This window comes from Terriglobia bacterium (assembly GCA_032252755.1).
Taxonomy (GTDB): domain Bacteria; phylum Acidobacteriota; class Terriglobia; order Terriglobales; family Acidobacteriaceae; genus JAVUPY01.
Window position 1 is genome coordinate 55473 of the sequence record JAVUPY010000010.1, and the last position, 22764, is coordinate 78236.

The following is a 22764-nucleotide window of genomic DNA, read 5'->3' on the forward strand; positions in this document are numbered from 1 at the left end:
AGCACTGCTAATTTAGAAGGTCGTAAACGCGAACGTAATCGAAGTAATTTGAGAATCCCGCGCGCCCCATCGAAACCAGACCTATCCTTGCGCCCGTGCCCAGCGAATGGGTCCAGGTTCCACCGCGTTCCCAATTCACGCCGTCATGGCTGGAATAAGCGGTATACAATTCCTGCGAAGTGCCGCTGATCGTATGCCTCACGATGCGTAAATACGTCGTATCGGCGGGAGAGGCAAGGAAAGTGCTGCCGTATCGGGGGTTGCCCGCGAGCGGATACTGCTTGGCGAACTCAATCTGGCGCGTACCGTTGATCGCGACCGTCACGAGTTTTACGTAGTTGGAATCGTCTTTGTAGATAAGGACGCCTCCCTGTACGAAATTCAGTTGACCATCGATCGGCACGTTATTCGACAGTTTGACTTCGACCATGAAGTCGCCTACCGGTGCGGGTTCAGTCAGAAGCGAAGCGCTGTGCTGGCCTGCGAAGATATCGCCCGCTTCAGAGTCGAACCGCAACACGCCGTCAGCAACAGCGAATGTACTCGGCGAGGGTTGGCGAATCCATTCCCATTGCGGCGACAAGGAATTCCCATCGAAATCGTCCGAGAGCGAAGTAATAATTGGGCCAGGACTGTCAATCGGGATGGGGAGCGACGGTGCGGTAGCGGTCGGCGATGTGGTCATTCCCGTAATGGGCGCGGTTTGCTCCGAATCGGATGGGCCCGCCCCGTTTCGAACCACAGGCCAGTCGTCCACCCAGTCGAGACGGTCGATCATTGCAGGCCGTCGCGTCCAACTCCCGGCAAAGTACGGCTTGCCTGCGTCAATAGCGTGATAAATCATCCAATCGGTTCCGGCGGAGTCGGTGATCACCGCATTGTGCCCGGGGCCAATCCAGCGATTCCCGTTCATCCCTACCACGGGCGTGCCGCCGATGCGTGATTCGAGCAGGGAATTGCCGTCCTTATCGATGTAAGGTCCTAGTGCGTTCGGTGAACGAGCGACAAAAACTCCGTAGCCGCTCAGCGGGCCTTCGCAACAGGCGCCCGCAGAGACGAACAGGTAGAAATAGTCGTTTCGCTTGATGACGTACGCGGCCTCATAGCGATCCGGGAGAGCGATCTGGACCTGGCTGGCGCGGTTGGAAGTCAGGCCATCCGACGAGAGCGCTCGCGCAGAAATCCCTCCATTAAAGCTGCCGTAAAAGATGTAGCGCTGATCGCCATCGGTCACGATCGCGGGATCGATGGTAGAGCGCATGCCACGGCCGGGAACCGGTTCGGGTTCGACCACTGGCGTGGAGGAAGCATCCCACGGGCCAGTGGGGGTGTCGCTCGTCGCGACAAAAATCGCGGCGCCGCCGGCCTGCGTATCGGAGACGGAGTAATAAAGGTAGTACTTGCCGTTGAAGAACTCGATATCCGGTGCCCACAGATAGCCGTCGGAAGCGACGAACGATGGCTTGCTCGAGAACACGTCGCCTACGTACGTCCAGTTCACCAGGTCTTGTGATTTGGAGGTTGCCATCCAGTGGAGCGCCGCGCGGTCGGTGAACCTCTCCGCGGTGCAATAAAGGTAGAAATTGTTGTCCCCGGGCAGCTGTCCGCGAATAACGGAGGGATCGGGGCAGCTTTCCATCAAGGTTCCGCCAGGGACGGTGATGCGCAGCGGGTTCCGATACGTTCCGGCCTGTTCCTTCGCGAGCGAGGAGTGGATCGATGTCCCGCCGCTTCCGCAGGCTGTGAGCGCCACGGTAAGCAGCGCGAGCGTGATGGCGAAAATGCGCACCATCGCAATCGTATGTTGCCGAATCGAGCAACTCTCCCTGCGAAAGCCCTAAGGAACTGGCGGAAAAACTACTTACTTCCAGGGTATTGACGGACCAACCTTGTGAGAGGTCGCAACTGGCGGGTGTTACAGGGGAATTGCGGAGTAAAACATTCTGCAAGACTCGCGGGGCAGTTCGTTCTACTATCGGCGTGAAAAATCCACAGGCATTGCCCGGACACCTATGCTTGAGCTCGTATTGCTCATTGTTTCTCTGCTGTGCCTCTCCTGGTCTGTCGAAGCAGCCGTCGCATTTCTCTTGCTGACTGTTGGTGTCAGTGTTTATCGGCGGCGGGCGTTAACCGGCGAAATTGAGAAACTTCGCGCGTCATTCGCCGGCTTGAACGAAAACCTTCATCGAGTCCTGCTGCAGAATAATGAAAAAGTGGAGCAACTGGCTCGCGAGATGAGCGAGTTGCGAGGCGCCGGAGGCATTGCGCCGACGCCCACTCCGCCGAAAACTTCGGTCGAGACAACAGCTGCTCTCAGGCCCATTGAAGGGCTGCCGGTGGTTTCTGCCAAACCCGTGATCGAGGTACCGAGGCCGGCGGCCCCTGCAGTGGCGAGTTCGGGGGTTGTGCCTGATGCGGGCAAACCGGTGTCGGCTCCTGGGCCGGTCGTGCCGCCAAAGCCGGTTCCACAGGTGCCGCTGGTACCTGTGGCGAAGCCAGCGGAGGTTACACCACGTCCGATTCCGGTTCATACAGTCGGTCCGGTCCTGCCGCCCCCGGCGCCAGTTATGCCACCGCGCCCGTCAGTGTCGTACACCGCTCCCACCCCGACTGTGCCGCTGCGCTCAGTTCCAGCAAAGCCGCGAAGAACCTTACGAGAGTTGGCGGTATCGGTGTTCGCGTTCGAAGAGATCCTTGGGAAGCGCTGGCTCAGCAAGATTGGGATCATCCTGGTGGTTCTCGGGCTCGCCTCGTTCGGAATTTATCAATTGGGCAGTACGCCCTCTGGGAAAGTCACGCTGCTGCTGACCGGATCACTCGTTCTCCTGGTTGGCGGAATCTACTTGGAACGGAAGGAGCGCTACCAGGTTCTGGGGCGAGCCGGTATCGGCGGCGGATGGGCGTTGCTGTTCTTTAGCGCGTATGCGGTGCACCACGTGCAGGCGATGGCGGTGCTGCCATCGGAGAGCACTGACCTGCTGCTTATGCTCGGCGTCGCTGTAGCGATGGCGCTGCACACGTTGCGATACAAGTCGCAAGTAGTCACGGGCCTTGCATTTCTGCTTGCGTACTCGACCGTCTCGCTGAGCCACGACACGGTCTATGCGCTCTCGGCCGGAGCGGCTCTCGCGATTGGACTGGTGGTCATCACGGTTCGGATGCGGTGGTATGAACTGGAGATCTTCGGAATCCTCTCCAGCTATCTGAATCACTTCTACTGGCTGTACAAGATACTGGGACCCGGTGGCGCGAATCACAGGGCGTTTCCGGAGTTCTGGGCAAGCGTCGGTATCCTGCTGGTTTACTGGGCGGCGTATCGCGCGTCGTATGTGGTCCGCAGAATTTCCTCGGCGAACGAAGAGAACGTTTCGTCCATCGCCGCGATTCTCAACACGCTGCTGCTCCTGACGGTAATGAAATTCCAGTCGGCGCGACCGGAGTTGGCGTTTTATGCATTGCTGGCGCTCGGCGCGCTGGAGTTTGCCTTTGGACAACTTCCCATTACGCGATGGCGCCGGACGGCATTCGTGCTGCTGAGCGTTCTCGGTGCGGTGTTGATGGTAATGGCGGTACCGTTCAAATTCTCGGGGAACAACGTCGCCATTCTGTGGTTCGTGGGTGCGGAAGCATTCCTGGTAGCGGGGATATTTGCCAAGGAAAGCGTGTTCCGGCGTTTGGGACTGGTAACGGGAATCCTGGTCGGTTTGCATGTGCTCGCGATGGATTGCTTCCACCTGTACGAAGAGAGACTCGGGGGCGACAGAGCGGTTATTACCGGCGGGACGTTGCTTCTCACCTGCGGCGTGCTGTTTTACCTCAACGCACATTTCGTTCGCAAACGCTGGCCCGACCTGTTCGCGCCAGGTCTCGATGAGCGGCTGACGATTGCGCACTCTTACTTCGGCGCGGTAACGGTAACGTTCGCCGCATGGGCCCTGGTAGTGCTCGACTGGACAGCGGTGGCATGGGTGGCCGTGGTCGCGGTGCTCGCGTGGCTTAGCCGGCGGCTGCGGGCGCAGGAGTTGGCGGTTCAGTGCTCGGCGCTTGCCGCACTGACATTGTTGCGGACGTTTGCGATCAATGTGCACGTCAACCAGATGTTTGGAGGCACGATCACGCATGTTTTCGGTCGGTACGCCACGGTGCCGATCGTAGCCGCAGGTTTTTATCTCGCGGCGAGATGGATCGGCCTCAAAGGCTGGACGAGAATGGCGCGCCATCTGCTCGCGGCAGCCGGGACACTGGTGCTGATATTCCTGATCTGGGGAGAGGTGCCGTATCACTGGCAGAGCGTTGCGGTCATTGGGTTGGCGCTGGTGCTCGCCGAATGTGCGCTGCTGCTGAGGTACTCGCCGCTGGCGTGGCATGTGCATGTCCTGACGGTGATTGCGACCGTGATGGTGGTGGGATACGGCTGGCCGAACCACCATGGATGGCATGGACTGAACCAGGAAACGCTCGCGCTGTCCCTTGTGGCAGTGAGCGCGTATTGGCTAGCGTGGCGATTGAAGGACGCGGCAGGTGCATTCGCGCCGCTTACACGCGACGCCTACACGTGGGTGGCTTCTTTTGTTGTCGCGTGGATGCTCTGGCGGCAGTTGCCCGAGACCTGGGTGGCGGTCGCATGGGTGGCGTTTGGAATGTCGCTGGCGCTTGCCGGTCGGCGCTGGAAAGTGTCGAGCCTGTGCCACCAGGAGCATGTGCTCGCCCTGAGCTCGATCATCGCTCTTTTCTCCTACAACTATCCGCTGGCGGTAACGCGTGCGCTCAATCTCAGGCTGCTGACGGTAGCGCTCGTCGCCGCGGGCATGTATGGAATTTCGCGCAAATGTGCGCTGCGCGATGCGGGCCATGGCCGGTTGGCAGCATTCGCACATACATGGGCTGCGACGGCGTTGATTACGCTGTTGGCGTGGTATGAGGCTCCGACGGCGGCGCTTGCGATGGTGTGGGCCATGTTTGCTCTGGCGCTGGGAGCGGCGGCGAGATACTTCAGTCTCGAGGAGTTTCCGTGGCAGGCGCATGTGCTGGCCGGGTTGACGGTGGTGCGTGCGCTTTCGGTGAATGTTTATTCGACGGCAAACTTCCACGGGATGAGCCAGCGGCTGATCTCGCTCTCAGTCGTGATCCTCGCGCTGTATTCGCTGACGCGGCTGATCCCCATGCGGGAAGAGTTGCGCAGGCGAGATTTTCATCACGTCTATACGTGGGTCGCTTCATTCCTGACTTTGCTGCTGCTGTGGTATGAGTTGCAGCCCGCGAGCGTGGCGGTAGGGTGGGCTCTGGCATCGCTGCTGCTGTTCGAACTGGGACTGCTCCGGAATATCCGGCAGCTGCGATTACAGGCATATTCGGGTCTGATCGCCTCATTCGCGCGTATTTTCTTCGTGAATCTCGGGGCATCTCCGCAGGGAGGCGAATTGTTCGGGACACGAATGACGACCGTCGTTCCACTTGCGCTGATCTACTTCTTCGTATACTCACAAATCCGAGTGACGGAAAAGGAACAGGAATCACGGTGGAGCGTCGACCTCATCATGGCCTACGTCGGTTCGCTCACGGTGGCGTCGTTGCTGTATTTCCAGGTGCCGGGACCGTGGATTGCGACGGCATGGGCCGTGCTGGTGTTCGTGTTATTTGGCATAGCCACATGGTTTGATCGCGAAGTATTTTTACATCAGGCGTTGCTCCTCACGCTTGCGACGTTCTTCCGCGGGGTCATGCACAACCTGTACGGCTCCAGTTACTTCACCAAAGGTAATTGGACGGGACAATACCTGGAACTGGGCTCGGCGGTGCTCGTAATGTTGGCCGCGTTGCCGTTTGCGTATCAGTCGCGAGAACGGTTTAAGGCGCGGGCTGAGCACGGGCGTATGAGGCGACTGATGGCTCAGTTGTCCAGCTATCCGGAACAAGTAATGTTCTTTGTTCCGGTGCTGCTGTTGACGATGATGCTCGCGTTGAAAATGCGCTCCGGAATGGTAACCGTGGCCTGGGGGATCGAGGGCGTGCTGGTAATGATCCTTGCGCTGGTCGCGAAAGAACGGAGCTTCCGGCTGAGCGGATTGTTTCTACTATTGCTCTGTGTTGGAAAGATCCTCGTAATCGACGCATGGCGGCTCGCGCCACGCGACCGTTATCTCACCTTCATCGTCCTGGGATTGGCCCTGCTTGGTGTGTCATTCCTTTACAGCAGGTATCGCGAGGCGATCCGGCAATTCTTATGAAGCGTGCCTTGGCGTTCATCGTCATCGTCGTGATCGCAGCTCTTGCGATTTACGTTTCGCAACGGCGACAACGAAGTGCTCCGGTATCTGCGAATCCCATTGTTGATATCGTTGCCGATGTGCAGCGGGATGTGACTCGCGTTCCGATGAAGCTGACGCGAATCTCGGACGAGCAGGAGATCCGAATTGGGGACGAGCTTGCGGCGCAATATGCGACCGATAGCGGCAGATTCACGCCGGAGCAGGCAGCGCTGCAGCGGTATATCCAGAAGGTCGGCGGTAAACTGGCGGCGAAAGCGCATCGGAAGCTGCCTTTCAAATTTCACCTGGTTGCCGACGACAATCTGATCAACGCTTTCGCGCTCCCTGGCGGGCAAGTGTATATCGGAACCGGCATGCTCAATATGATGACGAGCGAGGACGAACTGGCCGCGGTGCTCGGGCACGAGATTGAGCATGTCGACCACTATCACTGCGCCGAACGAGTGCAGATCGAAGCGCACATGCGCAAGGTCAACCTCGAGGTCCTTGGTGAACTGGCAAAGATCCCGCTGGCGGTCTGGCAGACCGGATACAACAAGGACGAAGAGCTGGAGGCGGACCGCGAGGGGATCAGGCTGGCGGTGGCAGCCGGTTATTCTCCCTACGGCGCACTGCAGATGTTCGAGCAACTGGCGAAGCTGCACAGCGAATATGTCATCCACGCAAAATCGCCCGAGCAGGAATTGTCGGAGGTCGCGATCCAGGGATTAACCGGATATTTCCGCTCTCATCCGTTGCCTTCGGAGCGACTGGCGCAAGCGAAAACCATCATTCGTGAAGGGCACTGGCAAAACCGTAAGGAACTGATGCCCTTCCGGATCGAGTATGAAGTGAAGGCAAAGTAACCTACTGCTTCTCCCAGGTCTTCCCGCCATCGGAAGTCTTCCAACTCGGGCCGTCTTTGGTCCGAATGATCCCGTGTAGCTCGTCTGAAAAGTGGATCGACGTGATGGTGTCGGTCGTGTCAATCGTTATGGGAGTCCAGTTGGTCCCGCCGTCATTCGAAACATAGAGCGCGCCGCGTTCACCGCCTGCCCAGACGGTATTCGCGAGGACCGCCACGACGTAAAACTTCGCACCGGTCTCAGTCAACACTGGCGTCCAGTCATCCGCGGTATACGAATGCTCGAGGGTGCCGGCTTTGGAGATCCGCCAGTGAGCGCGCACGGACGCCTGAATCGCGGACTGGATTGGGGCAGCGCCCGCAACGTATCCTGTTGCGAGTCCGTGGAATTCATTGCGTTGCGCCTGCGGTTTCTTCGCCGCCATGGCTGCCACTGGGGGTGCCTGCGTGGCTTTCTCGTTCGCGACAGGCAACTTGTCGTTCGCCGGATTCGCCTGTTGCGGTATCCGGTTGAGAGCATTTTGCTGCTGAGGTCCGTTCACATTCTGCTGGCCGACTACACCGCCGACAACTCCGCCCGCGGCAGATGGCAAAGACGCAGATGCGGCAGACGGCGAGGTCACACGAGCTTCGTCCGCGATCTCTGGTTTGGGAATAATTGGGGCCGAGGCAGGCGTTTTTATCTTGGCTACCTCCTTCGACTTTCCCGCAAATGTGTGTTCGCGATCCTCCGCAATCGCCGGGGGAGCACTTTCCCCCTGGGACGGATTCTCCGCGAGACTTGTCTCTGGACGCGCCGGAGCGGTTGCCGTAGCCGGAGTCTCGATCTTTGTGACCTGCTTATGCTGTATAAGCACAGCGGAGCCGACGATTACGACGACGGCAGCGGCGGACACCCAAGCCATGCGGGTGAAGCGGCGTGGTTTCGGCGCGAGCACGATCTGCGTCTCGACGCTCGCGGGCTGAGCAAGAAAGACAATATCGCGGCATTCAGCGCACACCGAGAGATGATCGACAATGTGCTGGCGCGCCTTCCCACTGAGAGCGTTCTCCGCAAAGGCCGTCAGGAGGTCAGCATCGGGGTGGGAAGGGGGCGCTGGAGTGCGTGCCATCTGGTCGCGAACGGATTTTGGTAAACCGGTCATTGCTGCTTTCAGACTACTCTTCCGTGCTCTTATAGAACGCGGTTTTGCTCGATTCTTGCTGTAGATTCTCGCGAATATTTACGTTCAAATCGCGAACGTCGGTTTCCTGCATCAACTCGTCCGCCTGACGACCGCCCATCCCCTGGGCGAGAAGTTGCTTTTTTATCATCTTGCGGAGAGCCTTGGTCGCCCTTTCGAGTTTTCGGCTGATCGTCGACTCATGCACGTGAAAGACGCGTCCAATCTCAGCCAGCGTGCGGCCGTCGAGGTAGTAGGAATTCAGGATCAGCCGGGACTCAGTCTCCAGTTCGCCCAAGGCGAAAGCGACTGCCTTGCTGACTCGCGGATCGGCAATCGACTCACTTCCACGAATATCGGTTGCAGAGAACTGTGCGCCCGCCTCTACCTTTTCTTCGAGGCTAACCTCATGACGGGTCCGACGGTAACGATTGACGAACTCCTGCGCGACCACGGTACGAAGCCAGCCTTCGAGCGAACCTCGTCCCTTGTAGTACTGCAGCTTTGAAATGCGGCGGCCGGATTCGTTTGGAAGGCCATAGAGTTCGGCGTACAGGGAGTCGGCGAGTTCGCGGGCAATGCTCTCTTCTTTGGCAATCGAGTAGGCCGCTCCGTACAGCGAAGCGCGGTATCTGGACAAGAAGGTCTGCCATGAGAATTCGTTTCCTTCAACGCATCCGCGCGCGAGTGCCAATTCTTCCGCTTTCAGCGTATCCAGGAACCGGACCACTTCGTTTTCGCTTGCGGCGGGAGCGTACTGCTCCACGATATCGGCGAGGGTCGTGCGAAAAGAGTCTGGACTCAAGCCGTAGCGCGCGGCCTGAGAGGTCTCGAATAGGCGGTCGCAGGCGGAGCGCACCGCGGTGGATATCCGGGCAGGTTCAGCGGTCTGGCCAGAGGAGACCATGCGCAGGAATCGTAGCAATTTCCGTGCAAGAAAGACACCATTGGCCGTTCCTCCTCAAGGGGCGAGTCCCCGCTGGAGATGGAATATGGTTTCACGAACGGGTTTTTGGATCGTTCTCTCGGTCCTTGTGTTGGTTCCGTGCCTCGCGCTCGCCGGCAATCCGGGCTCGAGATACAGTGTGCTGCCGCCAATTCAGAGCGGCAATCTCGCAATCTACCCGGTCACTTCGACAACAACTCACAACACTAGCGCGTTTCTGACGCTCGATGAGGGAGTTCGTAATGGTTCGGTCGTGATCACCGAAGCGGGCCAGGTTTCAGGACTGATTCGCCGGCCGGGGCAACGTCCGATGAATACAGGCGGGGAGGTGAACCGGCTCGTGCTGATCAACAAATCGGATCGGCCGCTTTTGCTGCTTGCGGGCGAAATCGTGACCGGGGGCAAACAGGATCGAGTGATCGGAGCGGACAGGATCGTTCCGCCAAACAGCGAACCGGTGGACCTGTCGGTCTTTTGCGTTGAACCGGGACGTTGGGTGGCAAAGAGCGAGAACTTTTCCTCTTTTCACGGAATGGCACAGCCAAGCGTCCGAATTCCCGCGATGGCGGCGAAGAGCCAGGCTGAAGTGTGGGATAACGTTCGGCAGTCGAATCAAAATGCAGCAATCGCCGTCCCGAGAGCTGGTGCAGCGCTTGGCGGGACAACTTCGTATGCCGGCGTCATGGGAAGCGGCGAAGTGCAGCAGAGGATCGAATCGGTGGTCGCGCCGATCGACCGAGATTACGGAAAGCTGATCCGTCAGCTTAAAGCGCAGAACGCTGTTGGCGTAGTAGTCGCAGTCAACGGGCGCCTGCTTTGGGCAGATGTTTTTGCGAGCGAAGAACTCCTGGAGGATTACTGGCCGAAGCTGATTCGCTCGTATGCTGCCGAGGCAATAACCGGGGGAGTTTATAAGGGGGCTGCGGGACAGATGAGCGCGCAACAGTTCATCGAGTCACTCAGTGGAACTCGTGAGGTGACGGAGACCGACCCCGGCGTATTTCGGCGATCGGAGATTACGGGCGAAGGCTACAAGGTCTTTACGCTCACGTCATTGCTGCCGAAGACGGACTTCACCGTCCATCTGGCGAAGATGACGGAGGAGCGACGCGGGCGCGTTGTGCCAGCAATTGAATAAAGGGTATCTTGCGAAGAGACCATCGAGCCATCGGCAGGAGTGCCCGAACTAATCGTTCGCCCGTTTTTCGCGCAGCAATTCCTCGACGTCCCCCAACCTGTCGCCAAGGAGGTTGAGTTTGTGGGCGAGGCCCTGGATTTCGGTGTGAGCACGGCGGTTGACGTCGTAGTCGAGTTCGCCCCGCAGCCGATCCTTCTTGTCCTGCCGGTTTTGGCTCATCATGATGACCGGCGCCTGAAGGGCCGCGAGCATCGAGAGGAACAGGTTGAGAAGAATGAACGGGTACGGGTCCCACGCGGATCGGCTGAGGGCGATATTGGTGCTCGTATAGCCGACCATAAAGACGCCGAACACGATTATGAACGTCCATGAACCACCGAAGGACGCGACTGTGTCGGCAACCCGCTCCCCGAGGGTTGCGTGTTCTTCGATCAAATCGTTGGGGTTACGGTTAGCGCGAATACGGACGAGGTGCTGCGAGTTGTGAAATTGGCGACCCAGAACGGCGAGCATGTCCATGCCGGCATGCGGCTTTCTTTGAAGAAGGACAAGGATGTCGCTGCGGTCGACCTCGACGCAGACGCACTCTTCCAATGCAATGGCCTCCGTCTGGTGTGGGGTCTGGTCGAGCATGGAGGCGAAACCGAAGAAATCGCCGCGGGCGGGCTCGTCGACGACGACCTCCTGGCCATCTTCGTCCACGGTAGTCACACGAACGCTGCCTGACACGAGGACGTAGGCGCGATCAGATGGTGAGCCCATCTTGTAGATACGCTGTCGCGGAGCGAAAGTTTTCATCTCAACCTGGCTGGCCAGTACTCCGGCTTCATCTTCATCGAGGCCGGAAAAGAGAGGAACCTGCTGTAAGACGTCTGCGCTGCAAGCCATTTGGGCACCCCTTTTCTGTTGTTGGGCATAGTGTAACGGCAAAGTTCCGTCAACCAAAGTCCCGGTTGGGAACGAAACGGAAATGACCCCTGGCTCACTACTTCCATGGAGACCATCCCATCTCCATTTTGTCCGGCGGCCCTGTAATCACACTGGGAACTGAACCGCATCACAGACGAGCCGCCCAGGAGCCCGCAAACTGCGCGCGGGGTTCCGTTTTCATCAGTGCAGCCGTTAGCCGTAAAAACTGTGGTTCAGGAGCAGGTCATGAAAAGGACCTTGTGGCTGTTCCTTCTGCTGCTGTTTTCATTCCTAAATCTCGGCGCGCATGCGCAGGGACCCTCTGCAACTGAAACGTCGAATGTCATTCGAAAACGTCCGCGAATTGCCCTTGTACTCGATGCGGGTGGGGCTTTGGGGTTGGCTCACATCGGCGTCATTCAGTGGATGGAAGAACACCGAATTCCGGTGGACTACGTCGCTGGAACGAGCATGGGCGCGCTGATCGGCGGCGCATACGCGACGGGAATGAACTCGGCCGATTTGAAAAAACTTATCGGATCAATCGACTGGGCGAACACTGTATTTAACGGAGAACCCCAATACCGCGATCTAACATTTCGGCTCAAGCAAGACCAGCACGACTACCCCAATGGGCTGGAACTCGGCCTTAATCACGGCATTCGTATGCCGGCTGGACTCAACTCCGGGATGAATGTCGATCGCGTGATCACCAGCTTCGCTTTGCCGTATTCGACTGTCACGAATTTCGACGAACTGCCGATTCCTTTCCGCTGCGTCGCGACTGATTTGAACAGCGGAGAACTTCACATTTTCAAAGACGGAGTGCTGGGCGACGCGCTGCGGGCAAGCATGTCGGTGCCGGCGGTATTTCAGCCGGTGAGAATCGGCAATAGCCTCTACGTCGATGGAACGCTCCTGGATCCGCTGCCAACAGACGTCGGCCGTCAAATGGGCGGAGACGTGGTGATAGCGGTGTTTTTGGAGTCGTACGTGAAGAACAAGGCACCGCAATCACCTTTCGGGGCACTCTTCCGCAGCCTGGAAGCGGTGACGCTCAACAGTGAAGAGCGTGCCATGCAGGCGGCCGATGTCGTCATCAAGGTCCCGGTACTCGATTTGACAAACCTGGATTACGAGAAGTGGCAGGAACTGGTGGATCGCGGATACCGCGGAGGGGAGAGAAATTCAGCGGCTGTGTCGAAATATGCACTGAGCGAATCGGAGTGGAAGGACTACCTGGCCGAGCGCAAGTCGCGTAAGAAAGCTATGCCGATATTGCGCAAGGTGCAATTCAATGGCGACACACTTGCAGCAACCAGCCGCGGACTCTCTGGGCTGGAAGGCAAGCCACTGGATTCTGGCCAGGTTGATGAGAACATGAGGGTCATCGCGGGAGAGAGCTGCTGGTCGCGAATCGAACCGACGCTCAGCATGGATCAAGAGGGCTCCGCGGTACTCAATTTCCGTGCCAGCGTGAAGGAGGAGGGCCCAATTCTGGTGAAGCCGCTGGTTCTGCTGGATGGCTCGGACTACAACAACGTTCGGTTCTCTGTGGGAGCCAGGGTCGTCACGCCGGGAGTAGTGGCGAGCGGCGGTGAGTTGCGAACGGATTTCATGCTGGGATCGAGCTATATGTTCGGGACTGAGTACATCTTGCGGCTCGTGGGATCCAGCCACTGGTTCACGGCAACGAGCGCGGCGATAGGAAATGCGCCGCAGGACTTTTATTCCAGCCATGGGAAGTTCTCGGAATATCGCAAGATCGAGACCTCCGGCGAGTTCGACCTCGGGTATACGTTCAATCGCTGGAGTGAGGTACGGGCAGGGTTCCAGGTCGGCTGGCTGAAGTACTCCAACGAGATGGGTGCCGCCGTCGTTCCCCCGGCGTTTAAGGGAATTCAGCGATCCGCTCGGTTGAGGTACACATTTGATCAACTCGATGATCCGGTGGTTCCTAGGCGCGGTGTGGGTGTCGACACGCTGTTCGCCTACTATGAGCGGCGTGCCGGGACGGCAGAATCGGTTCCGAGCCTGGAAGTGAAACTCCAGGGCTTCCGGCCAATTACCGAGAAGGGTGCGGTCTATGCGATCGGATCGGCTGGATCCACCTTCGGAGTTACAGATACGGGGTTCCCGATGTTTTCGCTTGGGTCGTCAACGCGGCTCGCTGCGTACGGCACCAACGAAATCCTGACGAACCAGTACTGGCTGGTGCAGACCGGCTATCTGCATAAGTTGGCCGCCTTGCCTCCAATGGCGGGCAAAAACCTGTATCTCACGTCCGGCGTTGAGATCGGGAAGTCGTTCTATACGAATACGGTCAGCAGTCTGCCGATGGATATTCGTGTAGCGATTCTTGCTCAGACGCTGCTCGGTCCGGTGCAGGTGGGGACTGCTTTTGGCGACACCGGCCACCGGAAGTTCTTTTTCCAGATCGGGCGCGTCTTCTAGCGCGGCGGGTCGACGAAGTTCTTGTCATAAACAGGCCTCGGCACTTGCACGCCGGGGCCTTTAATTTTGCGTAGAATAGGTGCTCACCATGAAAAGCCTTTTGAAGATGCGTGTCGCCGTTCTCGGCACCGGAAAGATCGCAACTATCCTGTTGCAGGCGATGTTCGACAAGCAACTGTTGACACCCAGGAACGTGCATGGCACGGTACAGCACTCGGAGAAACTGCGGGCGATCAGGAAAGATCTAGGCATTACAGCCAGCACTGATAATGTTGCCGCGGTGCGCGATGCCGATATCGTGCTGATTTGCGTGAAGCCGCAGACCGTGGGTCAGGTTCTGGAGCAGGTCGCCCCGGTAGTGACCAGCAAACAGGTGCTCATTTCGGTTGCTGCCTCGGTACCGACGGACGCCATGGAACGGCGGTTGCCGATCGAAGCGCGCATCATTCGCGCGATGCCGAATACGCCGGCGATGCTTGGCAGTGGGATGACCGCGATTTGCAAGGGCAAGCACGCGCAAGCCGGAGACCTCGAACTGGCGCGTGCACTGTTCGATACGGTTGGGCGTACCGTGGTCGTGGACGAGAAGCACATGGATGCAGTGACCGGACTCTCCGCCAGCGGCCCGGCCTTCATTTACATCATCCTGGAGTCGCTTGCAGAAGCCGGCGTGAAGCTTGGCCTGCCGCGCGACCTTGCGACTCTACTGGCAGCGCAGACCACGCTGGGAGCCTCTCGGATGGTGCTCGAAACCGGCAATCATCCGGCGCTCCTAAAGGACGCAGTGACCACTCCAGCAGGATGCACGATCGACGGTATTCTCGAACTCGAGGAAGGGAAGCTGCGTGTCACCTTAATTAAGGCGGTAGTTAAGGCGGCGCAGCGGGCCAAGGAACTGGTGTTTAGCTGAACGGTTCCTGCGTCAAAAGCACAAATTCGATCAGGCACAGGGCGTAGCGTTCAATGATATTGTGGTGACGACTAATGCTCACGGATCGGACTTCGATGGACGTCCTCAAACAGCTATTTGAGCAACATTTTCATTCTCCTGCCGAGCGCGTACAGCCATTGCAAGGTCAACTCGGCGGTTCCGGACGGAAGATCATCCGGTTGGCCAACGAGCAGGTCAGTGCCATCGGCATTCTCGGCGACGTGCGCGAAGAAAATGCCGCCTTCCTCAAATTCTCCAAACACTTCCGGCGGCACGGCCTTCCCGTGCCGGAGATCTATGAACAGGATCTCGATCACGGCGCTTACCTGGAAGAGGATTTGGGGAACGTCACGTTGTTCGAGTTCCTATCGGAAAACCGGAACGGCGAGGATATCGCTCCGCTCGCGGTCGAAGCATATCGCAAAGTAATTGCGATCCTCCCCCGATTCCAGATCGAGGCTGGTCGCGACTTGAATTACAAGTACTGCTACCCGCGAAACAGCTTTGATAGGCAATCGATTTCGTGGGACCTGAACTACTTTAAGTATTATTTCCTGCGCCTCGCAGGGATTCCCTTCAGCGAGCAGGCGCTGGAAGACGATTTCAATCGGTTGACGAAGTTTTTGCTCACCGCTGGTCGCGACTATTTTCTCTATCGCGACTATCAGTCGCGGAACGTAATGCTGCGCAACGAAGATCCGTATTTCCTCGACTACCAGGGCGGGCGCAAAGGTGCGCTGCAATACGATGTCGCGTCATTGTTATATGACGCAAAGGCCGACCTTCCACCCGCGTTACGGCAGGAACTGTTGGACTACTACCTCGAAGTGCTTTCCGGATTCGTGAAAGTCGACCGGGAGAGCTTTGTTCAACTCTATTACGGGTACGTCTACGTTCGCATCATGCAGGCGCTCGGTGCGTACGGATTCCGCGGGTTCTACGAACGGAAGGCGCACTTCCTCCAGAGCGTCCCTTATGCCCTGAAGAATATTCGCTGGCTGTTGCACAACGTCAAGTTGCCGATTGAGTTGCCTACGTTGCTGGAAGCGTTCCGCAGCATGCTGGGCTCGGAGAAACTGCTGAGCTTGGCGTCCGAGGCGAACACGCTGACGGTTCGCGTGTACAGCTTCTCCTTCCACGAGGGGATGCCAAAGGACGAATCAGGCAATGGTGGCGGCTTTGTTTTCGACGCGCGCAGTATCCCGAATCCCGGCCGGGAGGAGCGCTTTAAGCACCTGACCGGGAAAGACGCACCTGTTATCGATTATCTGAATCAGCTCGAAAGCGTGCACCAGTATCTCGCGAACGTGATGTCGCTGGTCGATTCTACGGTTGCCAGCTATCAGCGGCGAGGCTTCAAGCACTTGATGGTGTCGTTCGGTTGCACCGGTGGGCAGCATCGGTCGGTGTACTTCGCGGAACAACTGGCGAAACATCTCGAGAACCGGAGCGGCGTGGAGGTGGTTGTTCGGCACCCTGTGCTGGAGGCCATCGGCCAATGAAGGCCATGGTGCTCGCGGCGGGGCTCGGTACGCGGTTGCGGCCGCTGACTAATGATCGTCCTAAGGCACTCGTCGAGATCTGCGGGAAAACCCTGCTGGAAATCACGCTGGCGCGGTTGCGCGAGTTTGGCATTCGTGAGGTCATCGTCAACGCGCATCACTTCGCAGACATACTCATCGAGTATCTGAAGGCGCATGACAACTTCGGGATGGCGATCGAGGTCTCGCGCGAAGAAGTACTACTCGATACGGGCGGTGGATTGAAGAACGCTGCGTCTTTCTTTCGAGGCTCGGACGAACCGTTCGTGCTTCATAACGTCGATGTTCTCAGTACGATCGACATGAATCGCATGATTGAAATTCATCGCGAGCACGGAGCCCTTTCAACACTCGCGGTGCAGCACCGGAAGACCTCACGGTACCTGCTATTCGACAATGATCTACGCCTTTGCGGGCGGCGAATCGGCGGTGACGAGGAAGTCGTACGAACGGCGCCGCAAGTCGAAGCGCTTGCGTTTTGCGGAATTCACGTTCTTTCTCCGCGAATCTTTGGGTTGATGAAAGAGGAAGGAGCATTCTCGATTATCGATGCCTATCTGCGACTCGCGGCGAAAGGAGAGAACATCCGGGGCTTTCGAGCGGACGAATACTACTGGCGCGATCTGGGGAAGCCAGAAAACATCGCACAGGCCGAACGGGACATCCGGCAAAACATTGTTCCGGGCTGATTCCTGCTAGCCTTCCGAGTGCAGCAACCGATACAACTTCAGGCAAAGTGGTCGGGTCGATTCCCGACAGTGCTCTGTCAGGGAGAAGCCGATCTTTCTGAGCAGGGAGCAACGCTGCCGACACCTCCATTGTTCTTCCTCGTGAAGTAGCTCGGCAATCCTGTTGGCCGCTCCGATGTAGTGAACGTCTGTGTAATTCTCCCTGAGGATCATTTGCTCGGCGTCGGAATCGGCAACTGTGAGACCGGCTACATCGATCAGCAATTTTCGGTCTCCGCGGTTCGATCGGGCCGATGAAATTGCCGCTGTGAATTGGGGCAGAGAGGCGCGGCTCAGTTCTCCCTCCACCCGGAGCTTCAACGTGAACGGCTCGTCAAAGACAAAGATGCGCAGCATAATGCACCCTCAGTTAAAGAGATGCAGGTCCCTGCGCATCGTTACAAAATTCCAGGTGTTCCTATCGTGGCGCCGAAAGAATTTGCTTCCCGGACGGGTGTGTTACGTGGCTGCGCCGGATGATTACGAGCATCTTCAGGTTGATCCGGATGAAGCGCCAGAATTGCCATGGCAGGAACGTACGAATGAATACCGTGAACCGAGTCGGCTTGGTCGCGTAGAGGGTAGGTGTGAGTGGCGGGCGCGGGCTGCTTGTTCCATGAACTGTAGTTGCCATGTTCTACTCCGGTATCAGCGACCACCCGGGCCGCAGGTGTGCCTTGTACAAGAACATATGGTGCAAGATGATCTTGATCCAGTGTCCGGCAAGTCCGATCTCGCCGGACGTGTAATTCAGGTCGCGTCCGTACTGCGGATACTTTTCAAAATCCGGAACGATCGGGAAGACCGTCATCGAGGCGGCAGTGCCGGTAAACGGATTGGCGCCGGCCGATGCCACACATGCGGCACCAATCTCGGCCATGCATGCCGTGTGCGTGGGTTCGGGGCTGCCATGAACGATGTCGGCGATACTGTGGGCCACGGCTTTGCCGATCATCGCCGAGGGCATGCCTGTTCGTGGAGGCGCCGCGAAGATCGGGGTTCCGTTTCGGCCGATATGTGGACGCGATACCGGATGCGGAGGTGCAAAAGCGATGCCGGTCGCGAAGATGTTGGAATACTTCGGATTGACATAGAACCGCGGCCAATCGCGAGCACGCCACTCCAAGTAAGGTTTCGGAGTGTAGTCAGCATCGACCTTCATGAAGCCGCTGGGAGCGAACACGTCAGCCGTAAGCTCGTTTCCTTGACGATCGAAGGCTTTCAAACCGACGCCGGAGAACGGCGGAAGGAGCATGGCGAAATCAAAGTCCTGGTCGCGCTGTTCGCCCTCCAGCGTTTCGTAATGCAAGCGGTTCTTCTCTACCTGTGCCACGTGCGCGCGGGTGATCCACGAGATGCCGCGTTCCGCGAACAGCGATTCGGTGAAGATCTTGCTGGGCGTTATGTACCCCGATCGTCGGATGAAAATACCATCCATGCCAAAATCGCCGAGTTCGTATTCGTTTGAGAGATAGACTATCTCGGCTTTATCACGAACTCCGCGGGCGCGCAGTTCGAATTCAAGATTCACGACGTACTCAAACGCGGCTCCTTCGCAAGTGCAACTCCCGTGTCCAGTGCCGACGATGAACCGCTTGCGTTCGCCCTTCTTCATCTGCTCAACGAGGTGCAGGAATGCTTGAGCCGTCTCGGAGGCGTGATCTGCGGTGCACACGGAATAACTGTTCTTGCCCGGGCCGAGACCTTCCGTCGCTTCGAACTTCAGCTTTGGTCCAGTTGCGTTGACGAGAAAGTCGTAATAAACGAACTCTCGCTCGCTCTTGCGGGAGGGTAAGGTCCACTCGATTTCAACGAACGGCGCCGGATTCTCGCTGGTCCCTTCGGGATGGATGGAAAGAGCCTTTGCCTGTTTGAAAATGATTTGCTTGTTTTCGTAAACGGGGGCGAGCGGAAAGAGAACTTGCTCGCGCTTTATCAGTCCAACACCAACCCAGATATTTGAAGGAATCCAGTTGTAGGTCGGGAGAGGCGACACAACGGTGACTTCGTCGCTCTTGCCCAGCCATTTTCGGAGGAACGCTGCGCAGGTATGACCTGAAATACCTGCGCCAAGGACCAGTGCGCGTGCCATGCGGCACCTCCGCAGGTTGTACATATATTAGAAGTCAAATGCCGACGCGAGTGAAGAGGGGAATTGAGAAAACTCTTCCAAGATGCCGAACCGTCGAAGGGAGAAAATTCGGCGCAAATTGTACTACACCCTATTCGACCTAAAGACTTCCGACGATTCGCGCTTTGAGCGATTCGTATTCCGAGTCGGTAATCAGCTTCTGGTCGAACATTTGTTTCGCCTGCGCGAGTCGTGCGGCCGCGGAATCCCCGGCAACGGTGCGGGCCGCGCCGATAATCTCTCCAGTGGGAGTGCCAAGCTGCATGCCGCCTGATTTTGCGCGGAGTTCTTCGAGTTCGCGGACGCGGCGTTTTTCGCGCCAAGCCTGCTCTTGTGCCTGGCAGATGCGATAAACGGCCTCGGCCTGGTTCTTGCGAAGACCCGGGAAACTGAGAACACGTGTCTGACCGGCAACGGCGAGATCGGGTGTGGCAAGCGCAGAGATCGTAAGATCGGCGCCGAGCATCCCGACGCGAATGTTCACGTCCTTGATGTCCTGCCAACGAACGGTATCCGGCCTGAAGCCGCCGAACAGCCCGCGCGACATTCCAATGAATCGCCCGCTTGTGGCGCAAACCAAGAGGCGCCGGTGCGCCAGGGCGAAAATTCGGCGCTGAACCGCATAGGCGTCCATCGTTTCCTCGGGAACCAGCAGTGATTGAAACTCCGCAATGCCCCTCTGAACGCGAGAATCTTCCCCCGCACCAGTGTTGCTCTTCGCCTGCTCTGCCATGGGCGCCCTCCAGCGTGGTAGGGGAGGTAGTTTAGGCGGGCTCATGATCTTTGTCAAAGCTGGCTTGAACTCGATGACTCTGAACTCGAATCGCGCGGCCATTCTCTCGGCGCATGCCCGATCTGTCCTGACCGTATTACAGTCTGCTCGAACGAAACGCCTACTCAGATATAATGAATCCATGTCGGGGCGTAGCGCAGCCTGGTAGCGCACCTGCCTTGGGCGCAGGGGGTCGTAGGTTCAAATCCTATCGCCCCGACCATTCCTCAATTTAACCAATCATCTTGCGTTGATCGCCGATGCGGCGCTCGTGATCGTTTGCGAATCGCTCCACACCTGAGAAGATCGAGTCGGGATCGAGATGCGCTTCCGCGATCACTTCCCGTTCGAGGCCGCCGGTTCTCCAGCTATTGTCAAAGTCGGACGTGAGCGAATACTCGTCGGTAAGAGGGCCGAGGTTACGAAGCGGCCACATGCGTCGGGTGCCCGTTGATACGACCATCAGATCGTAGCGAGCCTCAGGCGGCAGCACGGAGTCGCGATATGCCTGCGGCTGGCGATCAAACAACTCCTCGCTGATCGCCGCGATCACCTTGACATTTATGCCGGCTGCTTCCAGTTTCGGCAGTACCTTCACGAGATTCACGGTGGAACTGGATCCCTGCGCGATCACATAACCGTGGCGCGGCTTGTTGGGTGCGAAATCGCGGATCACGTAAAGACCCTTTGCGGCGGCGCGCAGGTCGGAGTCGGCAAAATGGCTTCGGTCTGCGACCGGGAAATCGGGTCGCGCAACTTCCAGGGTAATGATGCCAACGCGCGGATCGCGGGCCGCGATTTCCGCCGCCGCGAAATAGCCGGGCGCGACGTCGTTGTAATCCCAGAAGCTCAGGTTGATCACCTGACCGCGCGGGAACAGCTTCCACACTTGCGGCGCGAAGATGCCAAAGTGTGTGCGAGCGTCAGCCGCGGTTTCAGGACCGGAGTGCGCGGTAAGAATATGCAGCACGCCGACGCGGAACTTACTGTCCTGATTTTGCTGACTCCAGACACGCGCAGGGGTGTACATGAGCGGGGTGAACGCTCCATAGGTGCCGCTCAGGGCCCAAACGCCGGCGAATTTTTCGGGATCGACAGAAGCGCTTTGACTCACCAGGCCGATGGCGGTGGAAACGTTACCCGCTTCCTGAATAGGCGCTTTCAACCGCGTGCCCAGCGGATTGTCTGTGGGACTGTAATGTCCCCAGAGGCTGCCGTGCTCCACGTTGATCGACTCCGAAAGGTCGGCGGCCAAGGTGAAGAAGCGTCCTTCCGTGACGTAATTCATCCACTTGATAATTTCCGAAATGGCTCGGCGCGATCCGGCTATCTCGCCGGGTTTCTTGAAGAGTGAAATGCTGACTTCCTTCTCCTTGCCTGAAACGGCATTGCGAATCGGAAGCTTCTGCGGGGATTCCGGCAGCGTCGCAACACGCAGGCGATCGTCCTGAAAAGGATCGGTGGTGGCTGAGATGCGCAATTTCACATCGTCGCGCACGGTGTCGCCGATCTTCACCAGGCGATCTACGAGGCGATCACCCAGTCCGTTGCGGTCCAGCAGCGACATCACGACGTCGATGTTCGTCTTGAACTGAATCAACCGTTCGCGATTGTCGGTGACTGGGCCTTTGCGAATGCCCTCGAACTCCACGCCGTAATGCTTCTCGAAGGTCTGCGCCAGCGCGACAAAGTACTCCGAGTTCATTTTCAGTGCGTAGGGATGGCTTGCGTAACTCACCAATTGTTCGCCATAACCCGGGACTTTTCCGTCAGCGGCCGCGGGCCAGTAGCCCTTGATGGTTTTGCCGATTGCGACGATTGGACGGCGGTCGTTCGGATCGACTGCGTCCATTGCCTTCAGGGCAGCGGTCACTTCGTTATAGTCGTTGCCGTTCGACAAGGTGAAGACGTTCCATCCATACGACGTCCATTGGTCAACAAGATCGTAGCCGTCGAACTTCGCGGCGATAACGCCGCCAATCAGGCAATCGTCGATGCCCGCGTTGTTGTTCGAAACCATAACGCGTAAACGCTTTCCCACTTGCAGGGCGAGCGCCTGCGTTTTCAACTCCTGCGCGTGACCTTCGGTGAGCGCGAATTCGCCTTCCAGCGCGATCACTTTCGGCGACTCCGGCGCGCCTGCGACATCCCAGAACAGCGCTTTGCCTGCGGCGGTCGCGATGCCGATGCCCGAGGGGCCGCCGTTTACGTCGTTAGTGACGTCGATGCTTTCGGCATGTCCCGAGAGGGCGCGAATGCCGCGGCCCTTCGCCTGCGCAAACAGCGGATGATCTTCTAAATTGGTTTCGTGGAGCAGCGTCTTCAGCGCGCCCGCGCCGCGCCGGAATCCCAATGCGTCGATCGCCAGCATTGCCTCGTGCGGGTCGACGCGATAACGAGGATCGCCGGTCTGCTGATACTTGCGATACAGGGCTTCGCCCATGATCATCCAGAGCGCGTAGCAGGTAGGGACAGAGTGACCCGCCGCCATCATGAACTTGTCGGAGTAGGGATGCTTGGGGCGGCGGTAGTCGTAACGAAGTCCGCCGTTTTCCGGACCAACGAGGTGCGCCGCGACGTTGTAGGGCGTGTATGCCAGCGGTCCGCCGAGGTGCCCGGTTTGGGCGTAGTTTCCGAGCAGCACCAGGGTCATGCAGGTCATGTATCCGATGTCGTCGAGCAGCGGGTCGTACGCAGGCTGTTGCTGGGCGGGAGAAGGAACTACGTGGGTGCACGATGTCATTGACGGTCTCCGTAGCGATGATGGAGCAACTGCAGGACCGCAGTCCGGCCAAAGGAAGCGCAGCCCACGCGGAGCGCCGTCAATATCGGACGTTTGGTCACTAACCCCTTTTATTAACAATACATTGGCATCTGCGTAGCTGGCAACGGCCGCTATCGCAGAGCACCATCGTAAACGAGTCCCCCCACCCCCTAC

At 58.1% G+C, this 22764-nt stretch carries 15 protein-coding genes and 1 tRNA gene; 8 read left to right on the forward strand and 8 right to left on the reverse strand.

Annotation, left to right across the window (positions count from 1 at the left end; all coding sequences use genetic code 11):
• Positions 1 to 7: 7 nt before the first annotated feature.
• Complete coding sequence (locus ROO76_01775) at positions 8 to 1792, reverse strand: family 43 glycosylhydrolase (GenBank protein ID MDT8066874.1); 1785 nt, start codon at positions 1790 to 1792, stop codon at positions 8 to 10.
• A 220-nt stretch (positions 1793 to 2012) separates the two neighbouring features.
• On the opposite strand from ROO76_01775, the gene ROO76_01780 reads away from it, so the two are divergent.
• Both ROO76_01780 and ROO76_01785 read left to right on the forward strand, forming a co-directional pair.
• Positions 2013 to 6227: a DUF2339 domain-containing protein gene (locus ROO76_01780; GenBank protein ID MDT8066875.1), complete on the forward strand. Its 4215-nt coding sequence runs from the start codon at positions 2013 to 2015 to the stop codon at positions 6225 to 6227.
• On the forward strand, positions 6224 to 7114 hold the full coding sequence (locus ROO76_01785) for a M48 family metallopeptidase (protein MDT8066876.1): 891 nt from the start codon (positions 6224 to 6226) through the stop codon (positions 7112 to 7114). Before ROO76_01780 ends, ROO76_01785 begins: the two co-directional genes overlap by 4 nt.
• 1 nt (position 7115) lies before the next feature.
• Here the strand turns inward: ROO76_01785 and ROO76_01790 are convergent, their stop codons facing one another.
• Both ROO76_01790 and ROO76_01795 read right to left on the reverse strand, forming a co-directional pair.
• Positions 7116 to 8258 (reverse strand): hypothetical protein, encoded by a 1143-nt coding sequence (locus ROO76_01790; GenBank protein MDT8066877.1) that lies wholly within the window; start codon positions 8256 to 8258, stop codon positions 7116 to 7118.
• A gap of 13 nt (positions 8259 to 8271) precedes the next feature.
• Positions 8272 to 9183 carry a sigma-70 family RNA polymerase sigma factor gene (locus ROO76_01795; GenBank protein MDT8066878.1) on the reverse strand — a complete coding sequence of 304 codons (912 nt, stop codon included), beginning with the start codon at positions 9181 to 9183 and terminating at the stop codon, positions 8272 to 8274.
• 85 nt (positions 9184 to 9268) lie between these two features.
• Between ROO76_01795 and ROO76_01800 the strand changes: the two genes are divergently transcribed.
• Positions 9269 to 10360, forward strand: coding sequence for a DUF6569 family protein (locus ROO76_01800; protein MDT8066879.1), 1092 nt, complete (start codon positions 9269 to 9271; stop codon positions 10358 to 10360).
• A 48-nt stretch (positions 10361 to 10408) separates the two neighbouring features.
• Here the strand turns inward: ROO76_01800 and ROO76_01805 are convergent, their stop codons facing one another.
• On the reverse strand, positions 10409 to 11248 hold the full coding sequence (locus ROO76_01805; protein ID MDT8066880.1) for a DUF1003 domain-containing protein: 840 nt from the start codon (positions 11246 to 11248) through the stop codon (positions 10409 to 10411).
• Between the two features lie 267 nt (positions 11249 to 11515).
• On the opposite strand from ROO76_01805, the gene ROO76_01810 reads away from it, so the two are divergent.
• The 4 genes from ROO76_01810 to ROO76_01825 all read left to right on the forward strand — a co-directional run bounded on the left by ROO76_01810 (position 11516) and on the right by ROO76_01825 (position 16884).
• Positions 11516 to 13723, forward strand: a complete 2208-nt coding sequence (locus ROO76_01810) for a patatin-like phospholipase family protein (GenBank protein ID MDT8066881.1) — start codon at positions 11516 to 11518, stop codon at positions 13721 to 13723.
• 88 nt (positions 13724 to 13811) lie between these two features.
• A complete protein-coding gene (gene proC, locus ROO76_01815; GenBank protein MDT8066882.1) occupies positions 13812 to 14633 on the forward strand; it encodes a pyrroline-5-carboxylate reductase in 822 nt (273 codons plus the stop codon).
• A gap of 95 nt (positions 14634 to 14728) precedes the next feature.
• On the forward strand, positions 14729 to 16156 hold the full coding sequence (locus ROO76_01820) for an RNase adapter RapZ (GenBank protein MDT8066883.1): 1428 nt from the start codon (positions 14729 to 14731) through the stop codon (positions 16154 to 16156).
• Positions 16153 to 16884 (forward strand): nucleotidyltransferase family protein, encoded by a 732-nt coding sequence (locus ROO76_01825; GenBank protein MDT8066884.1) that lies wholly within the window; start codon positions 16153 to 16155, stop codon positions 16882 to 16884. The genes ROO76_01820 and ROO76_01825 overlap by 4 nt, the downstream gene beginning before the upstream one ends.
• Positions 16885 to 17341: 457 nt before the next feature.
• On the opposite strand, the gene ROO76_01830 is transcribed toward ROO76_01825, so the two are convergent.
• The 3 genes from ROO76_01830 to ROO76_01840 all read right to left on the reverse strand — a co-directional run bounded on the left by ROO76_01830 (position 17342) and on the right by ROO76_01840 (position 19787).
• Entirely contained in the window at positions 17342 to 17557 is a 216-nt protein-coding gene (locus ROO76_01830; protein ID MDT8066885.1) for a hypothetical protein, read from the reverse strand.
• Between the two features lie 3 nt (positions 17558 to 17560).
• Positions 17561 to 19015: an FAD/NAD(P)-binding oxidoreductase gene (locus ROO76_01835; protein MDT8066886.1), complete on the reverse strand. Its 1455-nt coding sequence runs from the start codon at positions 19013 to 19015 to the stop codon at positions 17561 to 17563.
• A gap of 139 nt (positions 19016 to 19154) precedes the next feature.
• Entirely contained in the window at positions 19155 to 19787 is a 633-nt protein-coding gene (locus ROO76_01840) for a hypothetical protein (protein ID MDT8066887.1), read from the reverse strand.
• Positions 19788 to 19972: 185 nt separating this feature from the next.
• Between ROO76_01840 and ROO76_01845 the strand changes: the two genes are divergently transcribed.
• Positions 19973 to 20049 (forward strand) — tRNA-Pro (locus ROO76_01845).
• A gap of 9 nt (positions 20050 to 20058) precedes the next feature.
• Here ROO76_01845 and ROO76_01850 read toward each other — a convergent pair.
• Positions 20059 to 22569: a hypothetical protein gene (locus tag ROO76_01850; protein MDT8066888.1), complete on the reverse strand. Its 2511-nt coding sequence runs from the start codon at positions 22567 to 22569 to the stop codon at positions 20059 to 20061.
• Positions 22570 to 22764: the final 195 nt, after the last annotated feature.

What these genes read in the sequence shown, in the direction of transcription:
- ROO76_01775 (MDT8066874.1), bottom strand. Translation starts at nt 1,792, where the DNA reads ATGGTGCGCATTTTCGCCATCACGCTCGCGCTGCTTACCGTGGCGCTC.
- ROO76_01780 (MDT8066875.1), top strand. Translation starts at nt 2,013, where the DNA reads ATGCTTGAGCTCGTATTGCTCATTGTTTCTCTGCTGTGCCTCTCCTGG.
- ROO76_01785 (MDT8066876.1), top strand. Translation starts at nt 6,224, where the DNA reads ATGAAGCGTGCCTTGGCGTTCATCGTCATCGTCGTGATCGCAGCTCTT.
- ROO76_01790 (MDT8066877.1), bottom strand. Translation starts at nt 8,258, where the DNA reads ATGACCGGTTTACCAAAATCCGTTCGCGACCAGATGGCACGCACTCCA.
- ROO76_01795 (MDT8066878.1), bottom strand. Translation starts at nt 9,183, where the DNA reads ATGGTCTCCTCTGGCCAGACCGCTGAACCTGCCCGGATATCCACCGCG.
- ROO76_01800 (MDT8066879.1), top strand. Translation starts at nt 9,269, where the DNA reads ATGGTTTCACGAACGGGTTTTTGGATCGTTCTCTCGGTCCTTGTGTTG.
- ROO76_01805 (MDT8066880.1), bottom strand. Translation starts at nt 11,248, where the DNA reads ATGGCTTGCAGCGCAGACGTCTTACAGCAGGTTCCTCTCTTTTCCGGC.
- ROO76_01810 (MDT8066881.1), top strand. Translation starts at nt 11,516, where the DNA reads ATGAAAAGGACCTTGTGGCTGTTCCTTCTGCTGCTGTTTTCATTCCTA.
- proC (MDT8066882.1), top strand. Translation starts at nt 13,812, where the DNA reads ATGAAAAGCCTTTTGAAGATGCGTGTCGCCGTTCTCGGCACCGGAAAG.
- ROO76_01820 (MDT8066883.1), top strand. Translation starts at nt 14,729, where the DNA reads ATGGACGTCCTCAAACAGCTATTTGAGCAACATTTTCATTCTCCTGCC.
- ROO76_01825 (MDT8066884.1), top strand. Translation starts at nt 16,153, where the DNA reads ATGAAGGCCATGGTGCTCGCGGCGGGGCTCGGTACGCGGTTGCGGCCG.
- ROO76_01830 (MDT8066885.1), bottom strand. Translation starts at nt 17,557, where the DNA reads ATGGCAACTACAGTTCATGGAACAAGCAGCCCGCGCCCGCCACTCACA.
- ROO76_01835 (MDT8066886.1), bottom strand. Translation starts at nt 19,015, where the DNA reads ATGGCACGCGCACTGGTCCTTGGCGCAGGTATTTCAGGTCATACCTGC.
- ROO76_01840 (MDT8066887.1), bottom strand. Translation starts at nt 19,787, where the DNA reads ATGGCAGAGCAGGCGAAGAGCAACACTGGTGCGGGGGAAGATTCTCGC.
- ROO76_01850 (MDT8066888.1), bottom strand. Translation starts at nt 22,569, where the DNA reads ATGACATCGTGCACCCACGTAGTTCCTTCTCCCGCCCAGCAACAGCCT.